15 protein-coding genes and 4 pseudogenes are annotated in these 19,881 nt (G+C 68.5%); 13 read left to right on the top strand and 6 right to left on the bottom strand.

The features are described 5' to 3' along the window. Window positions 1–160: 160 nt before the first annotated feature. Window positions 161–604, top strand: a pseudogene (locus tag ACIBJF_RS38215) (low temperature requirement protein A); the annotation flags it as partial. Window positions 605–680: 76 nt separating this feature from the next. Next, window positions 681–917, top strand: a complete 237-nt coding sequence (locus ACIBJF_RS38210) for a low temperature requirement protein A (RefSeq protein WP_399180928.1) — start codon at window positions 681–683, stop codon at window positions 915–917. Between the two features lie 281 nt (window positions 918–1,198). On the opposite strand, the gene ACIBJF_RS38205 is transcribed toward ACIBJF_RS38210, so the two are convergent. After that, on the bottom strand, window positions 1,199–2,176 hold the full coding sequence (locus ACIBJF_RS38205) for an alpha/beta hydrolase (protein ID WP_399180927.1): 978 nt from the start codon (window positions 2,174–2,176) through the stop codon (window positions 1,199–1,201). A 436-nt stretch (window positions 2,177–2,612) separates the two neighbouring features. Between ACIBJF_RS38205 and ACIBJF_RS38200 the strand changes: the two genes are divergently transcribed. The 6 genes and pseudogenes from ACIBJF_RS38200 to ACIBJF_RS38175 all read left to right on the top strand — a co-directional run. After that, on the top strand, window positions 2,613–4,490 hold the full coding sequence (locus ACIBJF_RS38200; RefSeq protein WP_399180958.1) for an amidohydrolase: 1,878 nt from the start codon (window positions 2,613–2,615) through the stop codon (window positions 4,488–4,490). A 130-nt stretch (window positions 4,491–4,620) separates the two neighbouring features. After that, the gene (locus ACIBJF_RS38195) at window positions 4,621–5,283 is read left to right on the top strand and encodes a hydrolase (RefSeq protein ID WP_399180925.1); all 663 of its coding nucleotides are present in this window, start codon (window positions 4,621–4,623) and stop codon (window positions 5,281–5,283) included. A 55-nt stretch (window positions 5,284–5,338) separates the two neighbouring features. Continuing rightward, a complete protein-coding gene (locus ACIBJF_RS38190) occupies window positions 5,339–5,863 on the top strand; it encodes a DoxX family protein (protein ID WP_399180923.1) in 525 nt (174 codons plus the stop codon). Continuing rightward, window positions 5,844–6,581, top strand: coding sequence for a YoaK family protein (locus ACIBJF_RS38185; protein ID WP_399180921.1), 738 nt, complete (start codon window positions 5,844–5,846; stop codon window positions 6,579–6,581). Before ACIBJF_RS38190 ends, ACIBJF_RS38185 begins: the two co-directional genes overlap by 20 nt. Before the next feature lie 269 nt (window positions 6,582–6,850). Further along, window positions 6,851–6,976: a hypothetical protein gene (locus ACIBJF_RS38180; protein ID WP_399180919.1), complete on the top strand. Its 126-nt coding sequence runs from the start codon at window positions 6,851–6,853 to the stop codon at window positions 6,974–6,976. A gap of 539 nt (window positions 6,977–7,515) precedes the next feature. Then, window positions 7,516–8,129 (top strand): annotated as a pseudogene (locus tag ACIBJF_RS38175) (alpha/beta fold hydrolase); the annotation flags it as partial. A 77-nt stretch (window positions 8,130–8,206) separates the two neighbouring features. Here ACIBJF_RS38175 and ACIBJF_RS38170 read toward each other — a convergent pair. The 4 genes from ACIBJF_RS38170 to ACIBJF_RS38155 all read right to left on the bottom strand — a co-directional run bounded on the left by ACIBJF_RS38170 (window position 8,207) and on the right by ACIBJF_RS38155 (window position 14,168). Then, the gene (locus ACIBJF_RS38170; RefSeq protein WP_399180917.1) at window positions 8,207–9,097 is read right to left on the bottom strand and encodes an IS630 family transposase; all 891 of its coding nucleotides are present in this window, start codon (window positions 9,095–9,097) and stop codon (window positions 8,207–8,209) included. 156 nt (window positions 9,098–9,253) lie between these two features. After that, a complete protein-coding gene (locus ACIBJF_RS38165) occupies window positions 9,254–10,240 on the bottom strand; it encodes a helix-turn-helix domain-containing protein (protein ID WP_399180916.1) in 987 nt (328 codons plus the stop codon). Window positions 10,241–10,480: 240 nt separating this feature from the next. Further along, entirely contained in the window at window positions 10,481–11,203 is a 723-nt protein-coding gene (locus ACIBJF_RS38160; protein ID WP_399180914.1) for an alpha/beta hydrolase, read from the bottom strand. 130 nt (window positions 11,204–11,333) lie between these two features. Beyond that, window positions 11,334–14,168 (bottom strand): ATP-binding protein, encoded by a 2,835-nt coding sequence (locus tag ACIBJF_RS38155; RefSeq protein WP_399180912.1) that lies wholly within the window; start codon window positions 14,166–14,168, stop codon window positions 11,334–11,336. Window positions 14,169–14,311: 143 nt separating this feature from the next. On the opposite strand from ACIBJF_RS38155, the pseudogene ACIBJF_RS38150 reads away from it, so the two are divergent. Continuing rightward, a pseudogene (locus ACIBJF_RS38150) lies at window positions 14,312–14,624 on the top strand (transposase family protein); the annotation flags it as partial. Between the two features lie 237 nt (window positions 14,625–14,861). On the opposite strand, the gene ACIBJF_RS38145 reads toward ACIBJF_RS38150, so the two are convergent. Continuing rightward, complete coding sequence (locus tag ACIBJF_RS38145; RefSeq protein ID WP_399180910.1) at window positions 14,862–15,677, bottom strand: nucleoside-diphosphate kinase; 816 nt, start codon at window positions 15,675–15,677, stop codon at window positions 14,862–14,864. Window positions 15,678–15,691: 14 nt separating this feature from the next. On the opposite strand from ACIBJF_RS38145, the pseudogene ACIBJF_RS38140 reads away from it, so the two are divergent. The 4 genes and pseudogenes from ACIBJF_RS38140 to ACIBJF_RS38125 form a co-directional block, all read left to right on the top strand. Beyond that, a pseudogene (locus tag ACIBJF_RS38140) lies at window positions 15,692–16,252 on the top strand (replication-relaxation family protein); the annotation flags it as partial. Window positions 16,253–16,675: 423 nt separating this feature from the next. Next, window positions 16,676–18,664 carry an ABC transporter ATP-binding protein gene (locus ACIBJF_RS38135; protein WP_399180956.1) on the top strand — a complete coding sequence of 663 codons (1,989 nt, stop codon included), beginning with the start codon at window positions 16,676–16,678 and terminating at the stop codon, window positions 18,662–18,664. A 299-nt stretch (window positions 18,665–18,963) separates the two neighbouring features. Further along, window positions 18,964–19,164 carry a hypothetical protein gene (locus tag ACIBJF_RS38130; protein WP_399180908.1) on the top strand — a complete coding sequence of 67 codons (201 nt, stop codon included), beginning with the start codon at window positions 18,964–18,966 and terminating at the stop codon, window positions 19,162–19,164. 90 nt (window positions 19,165–19,254) lie between these two features. Further along, a complete protein-coding gene (locus tag ACIBJF_RS38125; protein WP_399180906.1) occupies window positions 19,255–19,746 on the top strand; it encodes a hypothetical protein in 492 nt (163 codons plus the stop codon). The last annotated feature ends 135 nt before the right edge of the window (window positions 19,747–19,881 follow it).

Here is a 19,881-nt window from a genome sequence, read left to right as displayed (position 1 = left end):
TTCTGCTGCCGCAGCGTACCGGCCCCGGCCCGGTTGTCAGTGCCGTAGGCCAGGATCTCCCACATGGCCAGCCTGGACGAACTGCCCACGTACCGACGTGCACAGCTGCTGTGGCGCTGGGCCCATCAGGGGGTCGCGTTCGTTGAGGACCTGGTGCGCGATGCCGAGAAGCGGCCCTGTTGCCTGCCGTCCGCTCCGCCCGGGCCGCCGGGCAAGACCCTCGCGGTGCCCGGCGACGACGGCCGGGTCGGGTCTCATCCGGGGTGGGCTGGTACTGGTGGGTGGTGTTTCGTCGAGCAGGGGCCCGCGGACGGACCCGGGCGCCAGGCGGTGGCGCACCGTGCTGGGCGGCGATCCCGTCGAACCGTATCGTTCCGCCACCTCGCTGGAGTTCTTCTTCGACCTGTGCTTCGTCGTCGCGGTGGCGCAGGCGTCCACGAGTCTGCGTGGGGCGCTGCTGGAAGGGGACTACGGCAGCGGTGCGCTGCGCTTCGAGCCGGTCTTCTTCACCATCTGGTGGGCGTGGACGAATTGCACCTGGTTCACTTCCGCCTACGACCCGGACGACGTCACGTACCGGCTGACGGTGTTGGTGCAGATCACGGGCTCGCTGATCCTCGCCGTCGGCGTGCGCCTCGCCTTCGAGGACGGGGATCTGCACGTCATCACGCTCGGGTGGGATGACGCCGTGGCATCCGCATCACATCGCCGAGCGCTACGAACTGTTCGCCCTCATCGTCCTCGGCGAGTCCGTCGCGGCCGCCACCGTCGCCGTCCGCAGCGCCTTCGACCGGCATCACGGCACCGGTTCGCTGCACGCGCAGGCGGCCTGCTCATGGCGGGCCTGGTCGCGGTGGTTACGGTGCCGCGCCGGTGACCAGGCCTGCGGCGGGATCCCGACCTGCGCCAAGACATAAGGGCCGCGCGGACGGACCACCGTGCGAAGTCCGTCCGCGCGGCCGCCATGCCGCCCGCCGTCTTGTCAGCTGGTCGCGTGTACTGCCTCGCGGCTCAGATCTGCAGTCTTCTTGGGCCAGGACACGGGGGGCTTGGTCATTCACGCGGCCGGCGGGAGCCGATTCCGCGAACGCCACAGCGGGTGGAGGGCACTGTGCCACCGCAGGACCTGGGTGACGGCGGCAGGGACGACGACGGCGAACACGGCCGGGTATGCCGGAGGTGAGCGCGGAGCGTGCTGTCAGCCGGCGTGGAGCGCGGTGCGCAAGGTGCCGGTGGCCAGCGTGATGGCGACTTCGGCTGCATGGGTCTCGCGCAGGGCGTTGAGCATCACGAAGTCGTGGATGATGCCCTGGACGCGCACGGCGGTGACCGGGACGCCTGCCTCGCGGAGCTTGCCCGCGTAGGCCTCGCCCTCGTCGCGCAGGACATCGGCCTCAGCGGTGATGACCAGGGCCGGGGGCAGGCCCGCGAGTTGTTCGGTGGTGGCGCGCAGTGGGGACGCGGTGATCTGGGCGCGCTCGGCCTCGTCGGTCGTGTACTGGTCCCAGAACCACTGCATGGCGTCGCGGTGCAGGAAGTAGCCGGCGGCGAACTGATAGTAGGAATCGGTCTCGAAGTTCGCGTCCGTGACCGGGTAGAACAACACCTGCTGCACCAGCGGGAGTCCGCCGCGGTCCTTGGCCATCAGGGTGAGCGCCGCGGCCATGTTGCCGCCGACGGAGTCGCCGGCCACGGCCAGTCGGGAGCCGTCCAGGTCCTTCGAGGCGCCCTGCTCGACGACCCACTTCGCGACCGTGTAGTTCTGCTCGATGGCGACCGGATAGCGGACCTCGGGGGAAAGGTCGTACTCGGGGAACACCACGGCAGCATGGGCGCCGACGGCGAGCTCGCGCACCAGACGGTCGTGGGTGTGGGCGTTGCCGAACACCCAGCCCGCGCCGTGGATGTAGAGGATCACCGGCAGGACCCCCTCGGCGCCGGCGGGCTTGACGATGCGGGCCCGGACATTGCCCGTCGGACCGCCCGGGACGGTGATCCACTCCTCGTCGATCTGCGGCTTCTCGATCTCGCCGGACTGCGCCTCGTCGACCGCCCTGCGGCCCTCGGCCGTGGGCAGGTCGTAGAGGTAGGGCGGGTTGGCCGTGGCCTCGACGAACGTGGCTGCAGCCGGCTCCAGGGCCAGCCGGATCGGTACGACGGCGTTGGAGTTGGACATGTATGTCTCCCGAATTCGTGTGGTGCGCCGGTCTCTTCGGCGAGGTGAGGCGGCTTTGGGGCAGGTCAGAGGCCTGCGGAGTCGTCGGTCGCCACGCTAGCCCGCTCGGGCGGCCGGCGTTGTCCGTGAGTGCACCGGAACTGACTCCGACAGTGCATGGGGAGGCAATGCACTGTCGGAACACATCCAGTGCACTGCCGAGATAAACGGAATCTTCGGCTTGAAATAGCCTGGCGGCGTAGCAGTCGAAGGTCGCCGGGTTCGGGCATGTGTATTGCACGGAAAGCCTGCCCCGGAATGGGGATCGATTCGGCTTTGGCGCAGCAATTGCGCATGCGTCGGTTCTTTCCGCCGGCCGCTGTCGACGCACCTGGAAGTCGATACAGATGCCATCGACGTCGTTCATTCCGTAGGAGGTTGTCCAAAGGTGTCCACGATGCTGGTCGGTGGGCTGGTTCCCCGCGCCACGAACAACGCCGCGGACCTGGTCGTCCGCAACGCGAAGATCCACACGGGAGACCCGGTCCGCCCGCAGGCCGAGGCAATCGCCATCCGCGACGGTGTCATCACGGTTGTCGGCGACGACAGCGACGTCGCCTCCCACGTCGGCCCTGCCACGAAGGTGGTCGACGCTCTCGGCCGCCGGATGGTGCCTGGCCTCAACGACTCGCATTTGCATGTCATCCGAGGCGGGCTCAACTACGTTCTGGAGTTGCGCTGGGACGGTGTCCCCACGCTGCGCCACGGCCTGGCGATGCTGCGTGAGCAGGCGGCCCGTACGCCCAAGGGCCAGTGGGTGCGGGTGGTGGGCGGATGGTCGGTCGAGCAGTTCGCCGAGCGGCGTCTGCCGACCGTTGCCGAGCTGAACGCCGCCGCGCCGGACACCCCGGTGTTCGTCCTGCACCTCTACCAGTCGGCGGTGCTCAACCGGGCGGCTCTCAAGGCCGCCGGAATCACCCGGGACACCCCCGACCCCAAGGGCGGTCAGATCGTACGGGGCCGGGACGGTGAGCCCACGGGCATGCTGCTGGCCGCCCCAAGCGCCCTCATTCTCTACTCGACCCTGGCCAAGGCCCCGGTGCTGGAAGGGGAGGACAAGAAGACCTCCACCCGCCACTATCTGCGGGAGTTGAACAGGTTCGGCCTGACGTCGGCGATCGATGCCGCCGGAGGGTTCCAGAACTTCCCCGACAATTACAGCACGGTCGCCGAACTGGCGAAGGCCGGTCAGCTGTCTCTGCGCATCGCCTATCATCTCTTCCCGCAGACCGTCGGCCAGGAAATCGACGATCTCACCCGCTGGATCGAAATGGTTCGCCCCGAGGACGGGGACGAGTGGCTGCGTCTCAATGGTGCAGGCGAGAATCTGACGTGGGCGGCGGCGGATTTCGAGAACTTCGCCGAGCCGCGGCCTGAACTCGGTGAGTATGAGGCGGAATTCGAGAAGGCCGTACGTCTGCTCATGGAGAACGGCTGGGGATTCCGGCTGCACGCCACCTATGACGAGACCATCCGCCGGGACCTGACGGTGTTCGAGAAGCTTGCCGCGGACGGGCTCTTCCCGGCCGGCAACCGGTGGCTGTTCGACCATGCGGAGACCGTCTCCGCGGACAGTCTGGACCGCATAGCCGCCCTCGGCGGCGCCATGTCTGTGCAGAACCGGCTGTCCTTCCAGGCAGAGGCGTTCGTACGCCGCTACGGTCCCGGTGCCGCCGCCGACGCCCCGCCGATCCGGGCCATGCTGGAGCGCGGTCTGACCGTCGGCGGCGGCACCGACGCGACCCGGGTCTCCAGCTACAACCCCTGGGTGGCCCTGCACTGGCTGGTCAGCGGCCGCAACGTCGGCGACCTCGTGCTCCGCCCGCGAAGCAACCGTGTCGACCGGCAGACCGCGCTGACGATGTTCACCCGCGCCGGCGCCGAGCTGACCGGCGAGGAGGACGTCAAGGGCGTTCTGCGACCGGGGTGTTACGGGGACCTCGCGGTCCTGTCCGACGACTACTTCACCGTGCCCGAGCCGGAGATCGCGCACATCGAGTCGCTGCTCACGGTCACCGGCGGCCGGATCGTCTACGCGGCAGGTGAGTACGAGGGCCTGGACGAGGAGCTGCCGCCGGTCAGCCCCGAGTGGAGCCCGGTGGCACACTTCGGCGGCTACCAGGCCACGCCCCGTACGGGTCTGACGGGCGCCCGACAGGCCGAACTGCTCGGCCAGGCCGTCGCCGAGTCGGAGCAGCACCGTCAGTGGCGCGCCCGGCGCGGCCTGGCCCCGGAGACAGCGAGCACCTTCTTCGATCCCTGCTTCTCCCTCTGATGCCGCGGGAGGAGCCCGGTCACGAACCGCCCCTCCCAGGAGACCACCCTCACTCGCGCCGCCCACCGCGCGGTTGCGCTCATCAGCGGACACCCGTCCGCGATCACCACACACCTGGAAAGGCTCTCTCATGGTCAACATCGCCGAGGTCACCGCGTTCCCCAGCCCCGACCTGCTCACGCCGGACAACTGCGCGGTGCTGTTCATCGACCACCAGCCGCAGATGTTCTTCGGTACCGGCAGCGGCGACCGCACCGCGATCATCAACTCGACCGTCGGCCTGGCGAAGGCCGCCAAGGTGTTCGACGTGCCGGTCGTGCTGACCACCGTGGCCGCCGAATCCTTCTCCGGCCCGATCCTGCCGCAGCTCGCCGAGGTCTTCCCCGACCACAAGGTCATCGACCGCACCACGATGAACGCTTGGGAGGACGTCGCCTTCGTCGAGGCGGTCAAGGCCACCGGCCGCAAGAAGCTCGTCATCGCCGGCCTGTGGACCGAGGTCTGCATCGTCCTGCCCACGCTCTCCGCCCTCGCCCAGGACTACGACGTCTACGTCGTCACCGACGCGTCCGGCGGCGTCAGCCCGCAGGCCCACGAACACGCCATCCAGCGCATGGTCCAGGCCGGCGCCGTCCCGGTCACCTGGGTGCAGGTCCTCCTCGAGCTGCAGCGTGACTGGGCCCGCGGTGAGACCTACATGCCGGTCATGGACGTGGTGAAGGAGCACGCCGGCGCCTACGGCCTCGGCGTGGTCTACGCGCAGGCCGTCATCGGGGCCCACGCCGCCGGCTGATCCCCGCCCCTTCACCGAGCAGTCAAGGACTGAGTCAGGAACAGGCAAGGAAGAGATGAACGCTGGACTGCTGGTCCTCCGACTGGTGGCGGGACTCCTCGTCGCCGGCCACGGAGTTCAGAAGGTGAGCTATCGGCTCGGAGGCCACGGCCTGGCGGGCGGAACCGAGGAGTTCCGCCACGACGGGTTCCGCGGCGGTCGGCTGACCGCGATCGTCGCGGGAGCCAGCCAGATCGGTGCCGGCCTGTTCCTGACCGCCGGACTGCTCACGCCCCTGGCCGCGATGGTCGTGATGGGCGTGATGACGGTCGCGGTCACCGTCAAATGGCCCAAAGGCCTGTGGGTGCAGAACGACGGCTACGAATATCCGATGGTCCTCGTCGTCGTCTCCGCGGCACTGGCCCTCACCGGGCCCGGCCGGTGGTCGCTCGACCATGCGCTGGGCGTCACGTCCTGGCCGCTGTGGGTCGTCCTTCCCGCGATCGTGGTCGGCCCCGCCGGCGGGCTGCTGACCCGTCTGGTGCTGCACCGCGAGCCCACCGCTTCAGAGAGGATGCCCCATGCACCGGCTGCTGACTGATGCGGTCCACACCCTGGCGCCGCCCAAGGGAGACCGCCATGGCCCGCTGCCTCCCCTGCTGCTGACACTGACCCTGGTCACCGGACTTGTCGACGCGGTGAGCTATCTGGGGCTCGGGCACGTCTTCGTCGCCAACATGACCGGCAACGTGGTGTTCCTGGGGTTCGCTCTGGTGGGTGCCCCGGGGCTGTCGGCGCCCGCCTCCGTCGTCGCGCTGACGGCGTTCCTCGTCGGCGCGCTCGCCGGGGGCAGGCTGGGCACCCGGTTCGCGACCCACCGCGGAAACCTGCTGAAGAGGGCCACCGCCGTGCAGACGGTACTGGTCGCCGTCACCGTGGCTGCCGCCGCGGTCACCGACGGCCAGGTCACCACGAGTGTCCGGTACACGCTGATCGTGTTCCTCGGGATCGCCATGGGCCTGCAGAACGCGGTCGCCCGGCGCCTGGGCGTACCGGACCTCACCACGACCGTACTGACCCTGACCCTGACGGGGCTGGCCGCGGACTCCACTGCGGCCGGCGGTGCGGCGCCACGGCCCGGCCGCCGGATCCTGTCCGTACTGGTGATGTTCCTCGGCGCCTTCGTCGGAGCCCAACTGGTCCTGCACGGCCACCTCGTGCTCACCCTGAGCCTGGCCCTGCTACTCCTCGCCCTCACCTCCGTGACCACCCACCGCCTCTCGGCCGCCGACCCCGCCTGGACACGGTCACCGTCCTGAGCCAGGCACGGATGCAGCGCATGCGCCCTTGCGGGCGTGCGGTGGCGACCTCGGCACGTGCTGGAAGGCCGGCCAGCAGCCCCAAAAGCAGTTGGCCAGCCACGCCGGGAGATCCGTACAGTGCGTCGATCACGAGGCGTAGGAGAGCCTCTGGCCACGCCTGCGGTGGGATGTAGCCCATCGTGATCAGTTCCTCTGACTTGCGAATCCGACAGTGCAAAGCATCGTTGTCCTGCGGCTTGAAGTCCTTCAGCTTCTGCAGGGAGCCCATGTCAGTCTTCGTCCAATTCGACGGTGGACTACTGGCCAACTGCTCCAAGTACTTCGCATTCAACACGGGCGGCACATGGCAGGCATACAGGTTCTCCGCCGCGAAGGTGCTGTTCGGCTCGTGACTGAGCTGGACCAGCTTGTTGAGACTCCCCTTCGTGGTTGCCGTGCTGTGCATCAAGCTGCTTGATCAGCGACTCGACAGCGCAGACCGGGGCCGGCGCCGGGGTCGCAGGCGACGTATGCACAACGGAGTTGAAGACGTGCCCCACAACCGACGTGAGTGCCCCGGAAGGTCCTCGACGACCCGCAGGCAGCTGTTCACAACGTCGGCGCTCGTGCGCTTGGACCTTACAGGCGCAGGCACACAACGGTGATCACCGTTTTCTCCACTGCGCATCGATCCCAGCAGCACGATGAGCACCGTGGGCGAGCCGATCAGCACGGTCGCTCGGCACCTGCCAACCCACGCACGGGGACCGTCGAGCCCGGTCGGATCACCGAGCCGATCCTCGGCCGTAGCCGGTTCCTGGCAGGCCTCAGACATGTTCCCGCTTGCAGCCCACGGCCCGCCTCTCCATGACCTGCGGCAGCATCCTGCCGCAACCGCGGCCGTGTCCATCTGTCCGGACATGGCTGAAATCCCTGCTCGAAAGGACTTCTCATGTCCCGTCATTCGCTTTACCGCCGTGCCCGCACTCCTCTCGCGCTCGTGGCCACCGCAACGGTCGCCACCGCCTTCTTTGCTACGTCGGTCGGGTCGGCCAGCACCACCAAGGGCACCACCACCTCACAGGGCGCCAAGCCGACCGTCGTGCTCATCCACGGCGCCTTCGCCGACTCCTCCAGCTGGAACGGCGTGATCAAGAAGCTGAAGGAGGACGGCTATCCGGTGGTGGCCGCGGCCACCCCGTTGCGGGGTTTGAACAACGACGCCGCCTCCGTCAAAGCCCTGCTGGCCAGCATCGCGGGCCGGTGGTTCTTGTCGGGCACTCCTACGGCAGAGCGGTGATCAGCAACGCCGCCTACGGCTCCGACAATGTCACGGCACTGGTATACGCCGACGCCTTCCTCCCCGACAAGGGCGAGAGCGCCAATGAGCCGGCGAGCAAGTTCGAGGGCAGCATCATCGGCGATGTTCTGCGTCCCGTCCCGATCACCAACCCCGACGGCTCGAAGGATGTCGACCTCTACATCGACCAGTCCAAGTTCCACCAGGCGTTCGCTGCGGATGTCCCCGCGAGTACCGCTGACCTGATCGCGGTCACCCAGCGTCCCGGGATGAGGAGCTGTGAGCCTTGCGGTGCTGTTCGAACTGGACCGTGAGGTCTACTGACTTTGAAAGCGTGATGTCGTCATGGTGGGGCGAGTACGAGTCCGGTTCCGGTGAGGCAGCCGTCGAGGACGTCGTGGCGGTACTGGAGCTGGCGCAGGCCCCGCCGGACGGCGGTGATCAGGTCATGGGGGTCAGCGAACGCGCGGTTGGCCGTGGTGGTGCGCCGCAGTACCGACCAGATGCCCTCGACCGGGTTGAGGTCCGGTGCGCAGGTCGGGAGTTGGTAGACGGTGAGCCAGTCCCGCTTGGCGATGTAACGGCGTATGCCGGCCGTCAGGTGGGTGTTCAAGTTGTCCCAGACGAGAACGATCGGGCCGCCGAGTTGCTGGTGAGCGGTCTGGATCAGGTCGCGGTAGTCCTTCCAGGAGAAGCTCTTGCGTCCGTCGGGCCGGGCGTCCGGGCAGGGCCGGTAGATCAGCCGCGGGCGTTCGCCGGCTTTGTAGCAGGCCAGGGCGGCGACGGATAAGCGGCGGCGGGTACGGCCTCGCACACGAACGACGGGAGTGCGCCCGCGGCGGGACCAGGTGCGGGTGGTCGGCGGCGTCATCGAGAATCCGGCCTCGTCCTCGAAGACGGGCCAGGCCCCGAGCGCCGCCACGACCCTTCCACGCTGGGCCAGGTCTCCTTCACCCGACCTGCCAACTGCCGCCTCATCGCGCTCCACCGCCCGGCGGGCCGGCATCTGGCAGCTCCGCCCATGCCGCTTGAGCAGCGCGGCAACACCCTGGAACCGACGCCCGATGAGGGTCTTGATCCGTGACAGGGTCCAGGTCTGGTCCGGCCAGCCGTGCGCCACCGGCCCCTTGGCCAGCTCCTGCTCCAGCAACGGCGAACAATTCGTACTGAGCAGCGGCAACGACGCCGGCCCTTGGGGAGGGCAGGGCCCTCGGCCCGTTCTGCGACCATGCATTGCGCCAGCGCTGTAGCGACCGGACGCTGACCCGGGAGGTCGTGCGCAATGACCGCGTTCTCGCCGCCCTGGGCGAACCGCTCGGCCGCTTCCGTCCTCAACTTCTCACGGAAGGCCCGCCGCTCGTCGGTCAGCCCGCCCCCTTGCGCATCGGCGTCAGGGCGCCGAGCCCCGGGTCTCGCGCCATTCACGCGGGGCCATCCCGTAGGCGGCCCGAAACACCCGGCTGAAATGCGCGGCATTGGTGAAACCCCATCGGTGCGCCACTGCGGCGATCGTCGAGCCATTTGCGTCGCGCGCCAGGTCGCGTCGGCACTCCTCCAGGCGACGCCGCTGGATCCACCGGCCGACAGTGAGGTCTTCACTCTCGAACAGCTTGTGCAGATAGCGCAGGGATATGTGGTGGGCTCGGGCGATGACCTGCGGGGTCAGGTCGGGGTCTGCGAGATGACGATCGATGAACGCGTGGACCCGCAACAGCATCGCCCGGTTCCCGCCGGGCGTGTCCGCGCTCGACCGGCCGAGTAGCTCGTCGGTGCATACGCAGAGCAGGTCCGCGACGCTCCGGGCCATCAGCTCGCTGGTGCGTGGCGGGTAGGTTCCCGCGCCGTCCACGAGCCTGGCCAGGAAGGGCGAGAGCAGACCGCCGAGGGGTGTGGCGGGGTTGAGCGGGGAGGCCGTGACGTGAGCGATGTCGGACTCGCTCAGGCCCAGAATGTCTCTCGGCAGGACGAGGGACTTCGTCCGGAAGGGCTGGGGAAGATTCAGCCGGGCGGGGCGCGCCATGTCGTAGACGAAGATGTCCCCCGGCCCAAGGAGTGCTTCACGGCCGTCCTGCTCCAGTCGGGCGACTCCTCTGTCCATCATTTTGACAACCACGTACTCGTCTTCGCTGCCCTGCGCGACGAGTCGGCGCGTGCGCAGGGCTGACAGGCAGTCGCCCTCCAAGGTGACGGCCTGGATCCGGCCGAGCGACGTCGTACGGATCGTGCCGGTATGCACCTCGTCGGCGACGGTCATGTCCACGGCGCCGAATGTCCGGGACAGGGCTTCGCGCCAGTACGCCCGTCTGCGGTCGGCGGGCAGCAAATCGGTGTTGTGGAAGCTGCCGGGGGCGCTTCTTTCCAGAACATCCGGCGACATGATCTCCAACCTTCGACCGGTGTGCTTTGTGAAACACGGTGTCAGCGGGCCTGGGTCAGCACATCGCGTGAATCCGCTAGATCAGGGGGTGTGGGACTGAGCGGGGACGGTCCCTGACTTGACGGCTGGGCTGGTGGCGCCGACGGCGGCGTAGCGCCGAGCGACGACGAGCAGTACGGTCGCGGGGACACCACGGGCCGCAGCAGTGGCCAGGTGGCATGGCGGATCTCTTTTACCTGCTCAGAAGGGGTGTCGAAGCTCGTCGCCGCGACCGTTGCCCCGTCCGGCGGCATCCCGGATCATCGTCACCACGGCGTCGGGCTGCGACAGTACAACGGCGTGCGAACCGTCCAGCAGGTATTCGGTGGCCGCCATGCGTTGTGCCATGAAGCGCTGAGCGGTGGGGTTGAGCATCCGGTCGGCGGTCGCGATGGCGTACCAGGACGGTTTGGAGGCCCATGCCGGCGGGCCCGATCTACTGGTCAACGCGCTCTGGGCGATCGGGCGTTGCGCCACGGACATCACATTCTTCACGTGGGGCGGCAGGTCGGCGGCGTACACCTGTGGGAACCGTTCCTCACGGATGCGGAACTCGCTGTCCGGGCCGCCGGGAAGCTGCGCCGGAAGATCGGTGGTGAAGGTCGCGTCGGCCGCCGGCACAGGGGGAAACCGGCTCGTGATGTCCAGGACGCACTCGCCGGCGTCGAGGCCGAACGCTGCGACGTAGCACAAGGCCACGACGTTGTCGGCGTCGGTGGCGGCGTGTGTGATGACGGCGCCGCCGTAGCCGTGGCCGACCAGCACCACAGGGACATCGATGTCGTGCACCACGCTTTTGATGTAGGCAGCGTCCTGCGTCAGGCCGCGCAACGGGTTCGCCGGGGCGCGCACGGTCGAACCGGCAGCGTGAAGGAGGCTGATGACCGCCGCCCAGGATGAGGCATCGGTGAACGCCCCGTGCACAAGGACGATGGTTGGCGGTGGGGAGGTGGGTGGCATGGCGGTGCCCTCCGATTGAGTCTGCTGTGCCAGCCAAGTGGGTCCGGGCACGCCGGGGCATCGCGTGAACGTACCAAATCACCCACAGGTCCCCTCAGTCGTCGGGCAAGGCCATGATCAGGTTTGCGAGCTGAACCCGGGAGTTCACCGCCAACTTGCGGAAGACGGAGGTCAGGTGCGTGTTGACCGTGTGCGGGGAGACGACGAGCAGGTCGGCGGCCGACCGGTTGGTGTGGCCCTCGGCGATCAGGCGCGCGACCTTCTTCTCCGAGGCCGTCAGGGCGCCCCATCCCTGGACGGGGTGGGACGCCGTCGTGCGCCTGCGGGCCCCTGCCCCGTCCAGATCGCGCTGGAGGCGGGCCGCTGCGGCCTGGGCGCCGGACTCGGCGTACAGGGCGTGGGCCTGCGCCAGGGCGGCCGCTGCCTGAGGTCTCCGGCCCGCTGCGAGGAGTGCCTGTCCGAGATCGGCGTAGGCGGCGGCCCGGACCAGCGGGCGGGGACTTGCCTTGAGCAGTGCGACGGAGTCGTCCAGCAGGGCGAGATCGTTTTTCACGAGCCCGAGGGCCTGCGCCGCGATGCCCGTGGCGGTCGGCACAGCAGGGTTGCGTTCGGCGTAGGCCCCGGCCTGTACGGCCAGGTCCTCGGCGAGCTCGTGGTCCGCGCCGCGCAGGGCCATGCGTATCGCGGAATTGACCCAGTTGCGCAACAGCCGCCAGCGCATGAAGAGGCCTTCCTGTTGCACCTGCCGGATTTTGTCGACGGCAAGCCCGATGTTCCCCTCGGCCTCGGCGTGGACGGCTTCCATGAAGCGCACCGCTGCCGTGTTGCTCGGGTTCGGTTTGACCGCCAGTCTTTCCTGCGCTGCGGTCAGGTGCTCGCGGGCTGCTTCCCGGTCGCCGCGCAGCAAGGCGATCCGGGAGCGGATCACGCGAGCGTTCACTTGCTGGACGGGTACCTGTACGTCGTCTTCCAGGCGTTCCATGGTCGTGAAGTCGGCGTCGGCGTCGTCGAGCCTGCCGAGCCCGAGATCGTGCTGGCCCTGTGCCCACAGCATCATCGCCTGACGCGTCGCTGCGGCATTGTCTCCTGCTTGCAGGAGCAGTCGTCCGCTGGAGGCGAAGTCGTCCACGTGCAGGTGCGCGACGATCTCTTCGGGAAGGAAAGCGGAATCGATGGTGCTGAGCGCGGCGAAGTGCTCCAGCGCGACCGCGTTCTCACCCGTGTTCTGCGCGATCTCGCCGAGCCCGGACAGGGCCAGGATATGCGCCTCCCGGTCACCGATAGCGGTGGCGGCACGCAGCGCGGCCTCGCCGGCCTCACGCGCCGCGACAAGATCATCGCCCCGGGACAGAGCCAGCGCCCGCAGGGCGGCCAGTCTCGCGCCGGCCTCCGGGGCGGCGCCTCCGAGGGTGAGGGCCGATTCGGTCCGGCGGCGCAGCTCCTCGGCGAGATCCATGTTCCACAGCGTCCCGCCGAGGGCGGCCTGCAGGCGGCTGACCACCTCCAGGGGCGGTCGGCAGGCCAGCAGCCGGTCACCGGTCGACAGGGCTTCTCGACTCCGGCCGGACCGAGTCAGGCAGAGGATCGCCTGCTCACCCACGTCGAACCTCAGCGGCCCTGCGGACGGCACGAGTTCCAGGGCGCGCGTCATCAGGTCGGCCGCGAGATCGGGCGTGACCGCAAGCACGTCCTCAGCGGCTCGTCGCAGCAGCGCCACGGCCTCCTCGTCTCCGGGCAGGGCGCCCCTGAGGATGTGCGGCACCGCGTCGATCGGCCGGCGGCCCACGGACACAAGGTGGTCGGCAGCCTCCCGGTGCAGGGCTTTGCGGGCTGACGGTGTGATGTCGACGTACACGGCCTGGCGCAGCAGATCATGCCGGAAGACCAGCTGGTCGCCGTCGTCCTCCAAAATCGCGGCGCGCATCGCCTCCTCCAGCGCCGGAATCAGCGTGGCGGGCGCTTGGCCGCACAGCGCGGCGGCGTCGCAGAAGGCGAACCGGCACCCCAGCACTGCTCCCATCTGAAGGAAACGCAGGGTGCTGGGCTGCAGGGATCTGAGCTTGCCACGCACACCCACCACGAGCGTTGAGGGCACGAGATCACTCGAGGCATCGGCGGTACCCGGCCCCGCGAGCATCTCGACCGCGAGAAACGGGTTCCCTCCGGCCCCGTTGAGCAGGTCCCGTATCCGCTCGTCGACGGCTTCCCCCAGCGTGTCGTCTGCCAGCTGGCGGATGGCCGCGCTGGACAGTGGCCCCAAGGGCACGGTGACCGTCGCAAGTCCGTCGGCCGCGGCCGCAAGGATCTTTTCCGCCGGAACGGCGGGGTCCGGTCGCCCGGCCAGCATCCACAGGACCGGCGAGGTCCGCAGGCGTACCCGAAGCTGCTTCAGGGCAAACCTGCTCAGCGGATCGGCCCACTGCACGTCGTCCAGGGCAATCAGCACCGGCACACCGCCGGCTCTGGCTTCGATCGCCTCCGCCAGGCGCTCCACCAGCCAGATCCGCTGATCCTGATTCCGTGCGAGATCGGCAAAGACGTCGCCGGACAGCAGCGGCTGATCGCCGTGCAGGACGCAGGTCGCCAACGACGAGAGCGGCACGATGCGATGCAGCTCATCGGCCTTGCCGAGGCCGACCGAGAATCCCGCTGCCCTGGCCCTGGTGACGGCCTCCGCGAGCAGCGTGGTCTTGCCGATGCCCGGTTCCCCCTGGATCAGGGCCAGTGCGCCGCTTCCAGTGCGGGCCACCGAGGCGATCAGCGCCTCAAGCTCTTCGAGTTCGGCCTCTCGGCCGCGCAGACCGCGACGTGTCAGCAATACGCCCGACCCCACCACTGACGCCGCTTCCGGTCCGACCTGCGACGCGGAATCACCGTGGTCCACGGCACCGCAGCGCACTGCGGCGGGATCCACTTCGACGCTGCTCACGGCACGCCCCTGTCTCTCATCCGAGCCTGATGTCGTATTCCACGATCATGCTTGATGCTAGGTCCATGCCCATCACATCCACGGGTCGGCCTCCAGTCGGGGCCCGGCTGCCGCCGGCCGAGGAAAAGCCGGGGTCAGTAAGCCTTTCCCAACTCGCTTGCGACAACGGGGTATCGGCCTTGACCGCATACCGCTACCTCCACGAAGGGCTGACTGTGCTGGCGGCCTGGGCGCCGGACCCCGCAACCGCGTAAGGCGGCCGAGGTGACGTATCTGAACCTCGACGGCACGCTCATCCGCACCGACCGCGTCGCCGCCCCGGGCCCCACGGCGTGGACCTGTGGTGGTCCGGAAAACACCGGCATCACGGTGGGAACGTGCAGGTCATCGCCACCCCGGACGGCTGGCCGACCCAGGTCTCGCCGCCCCGAACCGGGCCGCGAGCAGGACAGCACCTGCCCCCCAACGGCCTGGTCGACGCTCTCAATCGGACGCCGCATGCTCACGACCCTTTCCAGGGCCCTGGCCACGCTCTTTGAAATGACGGTCATCCCTGATCGCGCACCGAGTAAGTCGGATGTCTTGAGTGCAGTAGATGAGGGTGTATCCAGTGAATTGTGCTCGGCAATGTTAGATGCCATCAGGAAGGGTGGAGTTGATATCTCTGAAGTGACATTCAACTGGGCGCTCAGTTCACCTCCCCCGGGATCTTTCTGGAAAAGTTGCCTTCACGGGCGAATCCGGAACTGATTCAGCGTGTCGAAGAGGAACTGAAAGAGACCAGCGCGCCAGCGGAGAGAGTGGTTCCCCGTAGGCGAGGGCGACCGTAAGGGTCTTGCCCGCGTAGGCGTCATCCAGGCACACGGGAATGTCCCGGTCGGGGAACCAGTCGGCGTCGACGAGCAGATCCCAGTAGTGCACATGGGCCTGCCACGGCTGCACGGTGACGTCGATGCGGTTGGCGATCGTGGCGCCGGCGGCGGCAAGCCGGTCGAGTACGGCGTCGACGAGGCCGCGCTGCACCGCGTCCGGCTTGCACAGGATCACCGAGCACCGGTGGAAGTCGGACACCTGCAGACGGATACCGGGCCCGTACCAGGTGCCGTACTCGCGGCGGGCGGCGGCGGGGTCGTCTGAGGTGCGGACCAGGTTGCGCACGAGCCGTTTCTGCGATGCGGCGGCCGCCACGCTGTCCTCGCCAAGATCCCCGCGGATCGTGCCGGCTGCCGCCCGGGTCGGGTCTGTATGGCCGATGACCTGCCGCAGCCGAGCGTGCATACCGGGATCGCCGTGCCCCAGGGCGATGGTGACCTTTCGGCCCACGTAGGCGGCGTCGATGTAGGACGGCAGGTCGCGCAGGTCGAGACGGCCGGTGTCGGCGAGGAGGTCCCGGTAGACGACGTGCGCCTGCCAGGCCTGGGCCACCACGTCCATGCGATCGCAGACCCGGATGCCCGCCAAGGAGATCATCTGAAGGATGCGGTTGACCAGACCGCGCTCCACGCCCATCCGGCTTGCACAGGATGACCGCCCCAGCGGGCGAAGCCGACGCCCTCCACCACGGCGCCGCTCATCGGCTTTTCTGCGGCGCTCACTGCGCACCGCCAGGGGCCGCGGCGCAGGCCGGCCACTTGTGTTCCATGAGCCAACGTCTGCGCCGGATGCTGCGCCCCGACGGCACACGGCAGCTGATATCCCGCGTTCTGAACAGGCTGCGCTCCGACGGTTTCGTCGACCGCACGGTGCTCCCGGACGCGAACCGCACCCGTACCCACGCCTGGTACCTCACGCAGGAAGGCGCGCGGCTGACCCGGGACCTGCCCATCCTGCGGGGGCGGCCGCCCTACCCCATCACCTCCACCACGGCAGCGTCGCTGAAGACCCCCCACACGCTCGCCGTCGTACGCGCCCACCTCGCCTTCGCTCAAGACGCCCGCCGGCTCGGTCACGAGCACGGCCCCTGGGACTGGACCCCCGAGGTGTCCCACTCCATCGGCGAGGGCGAGTGGATCGTCGCCGACGCGGTCATGTACTACATCGCCGTCGAGAGCGAACACCGGCGAAAGCTGCGCGCCTTCGTCGAAGTCGACCGCAGCCCCGCTAGACCGCGCCCCAGCCCCGGGCGCCGGAACAGCGGCATGCTCGGCGTTTTGGCCATCGCCGCTCCAGCCCCTGGCCCATGCACCGCAAGGGTCGATGCAACCCACAAGCTCCAGCGCGCGCTCAATCCCAGGGCTACCAACACGACTGAAACACATGTGTTCGAAATTCCGGCTGGCTCGTTGAGTCACAGCAGGAGCTGCACGACCGTCAAGGGGAACCACGTTGAGTTCGGCCAAGACACACGCACATACGACTTCCCATCACGCGGCGCGGGACGAGGAGTACTCGTACCGCGACGACTCCAGCTGCAGGGCCCCTGTGCCCTCGAGCACGGTCGCCATGGCGGGGCGGCTGCCCGCGCCGGCTTTCCGGGCGCCGAGCTGGCCCAGGTCGGGAGGCGCCCTGTGAAGAGGTTTTTCGGGCGTGTGCGGATGGCCGAGCCGGAGGTCTCCGACGCCGAGCAGGAGCTCTTCGGCGGGCCTTTGCGCTATGACTTCGGCTGGTCGGAACACGAGTGTGCCCGGCTGGACTTGACGATGCTGTCGGCGCTGCGCTCTCTGCCGAGGTTGGTCGGGGCGACGTTGCGGATGGCGTGGCAGGCGGATCGCCGCGCGCTGCTCACGGTCGCCATCAGCGAGGTGGGGCAGGGTGTCGCCGCGGCGGTCGGGTTGCTCGCGGTCAACGCCGTCATGCACGCGCTGCTCGGCTCGGGCACCCCCGAACAGCGGTTGCACGCGGTCCTGCCGGGACTGCTCGCCGCCGCCGCAGCTGCCGTGGTCAACTCGGGCCTGGCCGGATGGTCCACCTCGCGGGCGGGCCGGCTGGAGCCGCTGGTCGAGCGGATCGCCACCACCCAGTACCTGGCCGCCGCCGCGTCGGTGGAGCTGGAGGCCATCGAGGACCCGGAGTTTAGGCGGCTGATCGACGTCGCCCAGTACGGCGCCGGCTCCGCCCGCCGCATGATCAGCGCCTGCGTGGCCGCCCTGAACGGGACCATCTCGCTGATCTCCACGGCCGGCGTGCTCACCATTCTCCACCCGGTGCTGCTGCCGATGCTGATCCTGATCGCGGCGCCGCGCGGTTGGGGCGCGATGCGGGTGGCGCAGGAACGGTACGTGTCGGTGATGACCTGGGTCGAGCATGTGCGGGCCAGCCGCCTGATCGGCAACCTGCTCACCGAGCGCGGCGCCGCGCAGGAGGTGCGTATCCACGCCGTCGGCCCGTTTTTGCTGAGCCGCTACGAGCGGATGGCCGAGAGCGCGGAGGCCGAGCAGGAGCGGCTGGCCGCCGGCAAGGCCGTCACCGAGTGGGTGGCCGCTGCGCTGTCCGGCCTGGCCATGGCGGCGACGTACGCGGCCATGTTCTGGCTGATCACGAGCGGGCACATGGGTCTGGCCGTGGCCGGGACCGCCGTCATCGCCGTCCGCTCCGGCTCAGCGAGCCTGGGCGCGCTGGTGATGAACATCAACCAGCTGCACGAGGAGTCCCTCTACGTCCGCGACCACGCCCGGTTCCTTAACGAGGCGGCACGACGCACCATCCCCGACGGGGGCGATCCCGTTCCGACACAGGTGAAGCAGATCGTCCTCGACCAGGTGAGCTACCGCTACCCGGACCGGGACACCCCCGCCCTGGACGGCGTGTCCCTCACCCTGCCTATGGGCACGGTCACCGCCGTCGTCGGCGAGAACGGCTCCGGCAAGAGCACGCTGATGAAGGTCCTGTCGGGCCTATTGCTACCGCAGAGCGGAACGGTGTTGTGGGGTGATGCCGACGTGGCTTCCCTCGACCGCTTCCAGGTGTTCGAACGCGTCGCACTGCTCACCCAGGACTTCCAACGCTGGCCCGTGACCGCCGCGTTGAACATCCGGATCGGCCGGCCCACCCGGGAAGCCGGCCCCGAGGACCTGCAGCCGTCCGTCGACTACGCGGGAGCCGGAGCGGTCATCGCGAAACTCCCCCACGGCCTGCACAGCCTGCTGGCCCGCATGTTCCGCGGCGCCAGCGAACTCTCCGGCGGCGAATGGCAGAAAATCGGACTCGCCCGAACCCACTGGCGCAGCTCCACCTCAAACGCCGACGGTGTGCTCATCGTGGACGAGCCCACCTCCGCCCTCGACCCAGAAGCCGAGATCGCCGCCTTCGACCGCATCCGCGAGCTCGCCGCCCCAAACCGGGCCGTCGTCCTGGTCACCCACCGCATGTCCGGCGTCCGCCACGCCGACCGCATCTACGTCCTGCACCACGGACGACTCGTCGAGCACGGCACCCACGACGAACTCATGACCGCCAACGGGCGCTACGCCTCGATGTTCAACGCACAGGCCGCCCAGTACACCCCCGCCGGCACTATCCCCCGCCCCACCTCCCCCACCGTCGCAGATCCCGCATGACCCACTCGAAAAGGCCCAGCGTGACGGCTCGTACCACCCCCGCCCCCAGAATCCGAAGGCAACCACTGCATGCCACAGCTCGCGTGGCACAGTCCGGCATGCAGGTAACACAGCCGTACGTGCCCCGTTCCTGGATACAGGGGGCGTTCCGTGCGACGGGCCCCCGCCGAGGAAAACGCCCGCGCGTGACAGCCCTCACCCCTCTCACCTCGTCACTTGCCGATGGAAAGGTTTGGCGTGTAGGTTACCGAGATCAAAGCTTGACATGAGCAAGGTTTGAAGGGAGGGTGGGAATAGGCATGACGAGTCGGTTGGATGTGCTCCTCGCAGCGCTGGACCGTCAGGGATTCAAGAGCCGGCAGACCCGGCAGGGCGCATGGTTCTTTTCCCGGAACGGGACCACGATCATGGTCGGCCGCGAACCGGAGACGCCGGGTAAGTGGATCGTCCTGATCAGCGAACTGCGGGGCGCAGGCTTCGTCTTCCCAGAAGAGGACTAGCCGGGCGCAAGCGGGGGCCAGAAGGCCAGGCCCCCGCCCGCTGTCCAGCCGAACGAATCAGAACCAGGCCAAGGAGGAAAGGAGAAAGGCGTGAAGCAAGAGTGGGAGGCATCCGTGACCGTGGATGCGGTCGACGCTCTGGGCGATGAGCAGTACGAGGAGCTATGGACATTCATGCAGGGCGTCATTCGGCATGAGGCTGACAGCCGACGCCTCTACGTCGTGTGGCGTCTGTGGGCATCTGGCTTGCCGGAGGCCACGCAAAGCGCCCTCGAGTCGGCCTACAAGGGGCTTAATACCGTACTGGAGGACAAGCCTCGGCTGACGGACCTGCGTGTGGTCATGGCAGAGCAGGCGAACGCCGAACGGGCCCACCCTAGGGAGCAGGAGCTCATGGGATACAGGGAAGCGGCTGCAGAGTTGGGCGTCAGCCGCCAGCGGGTCGCCCAATTGGACGGGAACCACCCAGACTTCCCGCGTCCCCTAGGCCGCATTGGAGCAGGGCCGGTCTTTACCGCCGAGTCCATCCGGTCCTTCGCTGAGCGGTGGGACCGTAGCCCGGGGCGGCGAAAGGTGGCCTGAGCGAGCTCGAGACAGGCCTCGCTGGCTTCTGGCCTTCATTAGCCAGCGAGGCTACTCTCCGCCATGGCTCTCGCCACACGACACCGCTGCGGCTTTCTAGGACCGCGGCAGGTGGGCGCTGCGCTGGTGGCAAGG

It is taken from the genome of Streptomyces sp. NPDC050743, from assembly GCF_044456925.1.
GTDB lineage: Bacteria > Actinomycetota > Actinomycetes > Streptomycetales > Streptomycetaceae > Streptomyces.
Note: the sequence above shows the minus strand (reverse complement) of the source record. Positions and strands in the feature narration are given on the sequence as shown.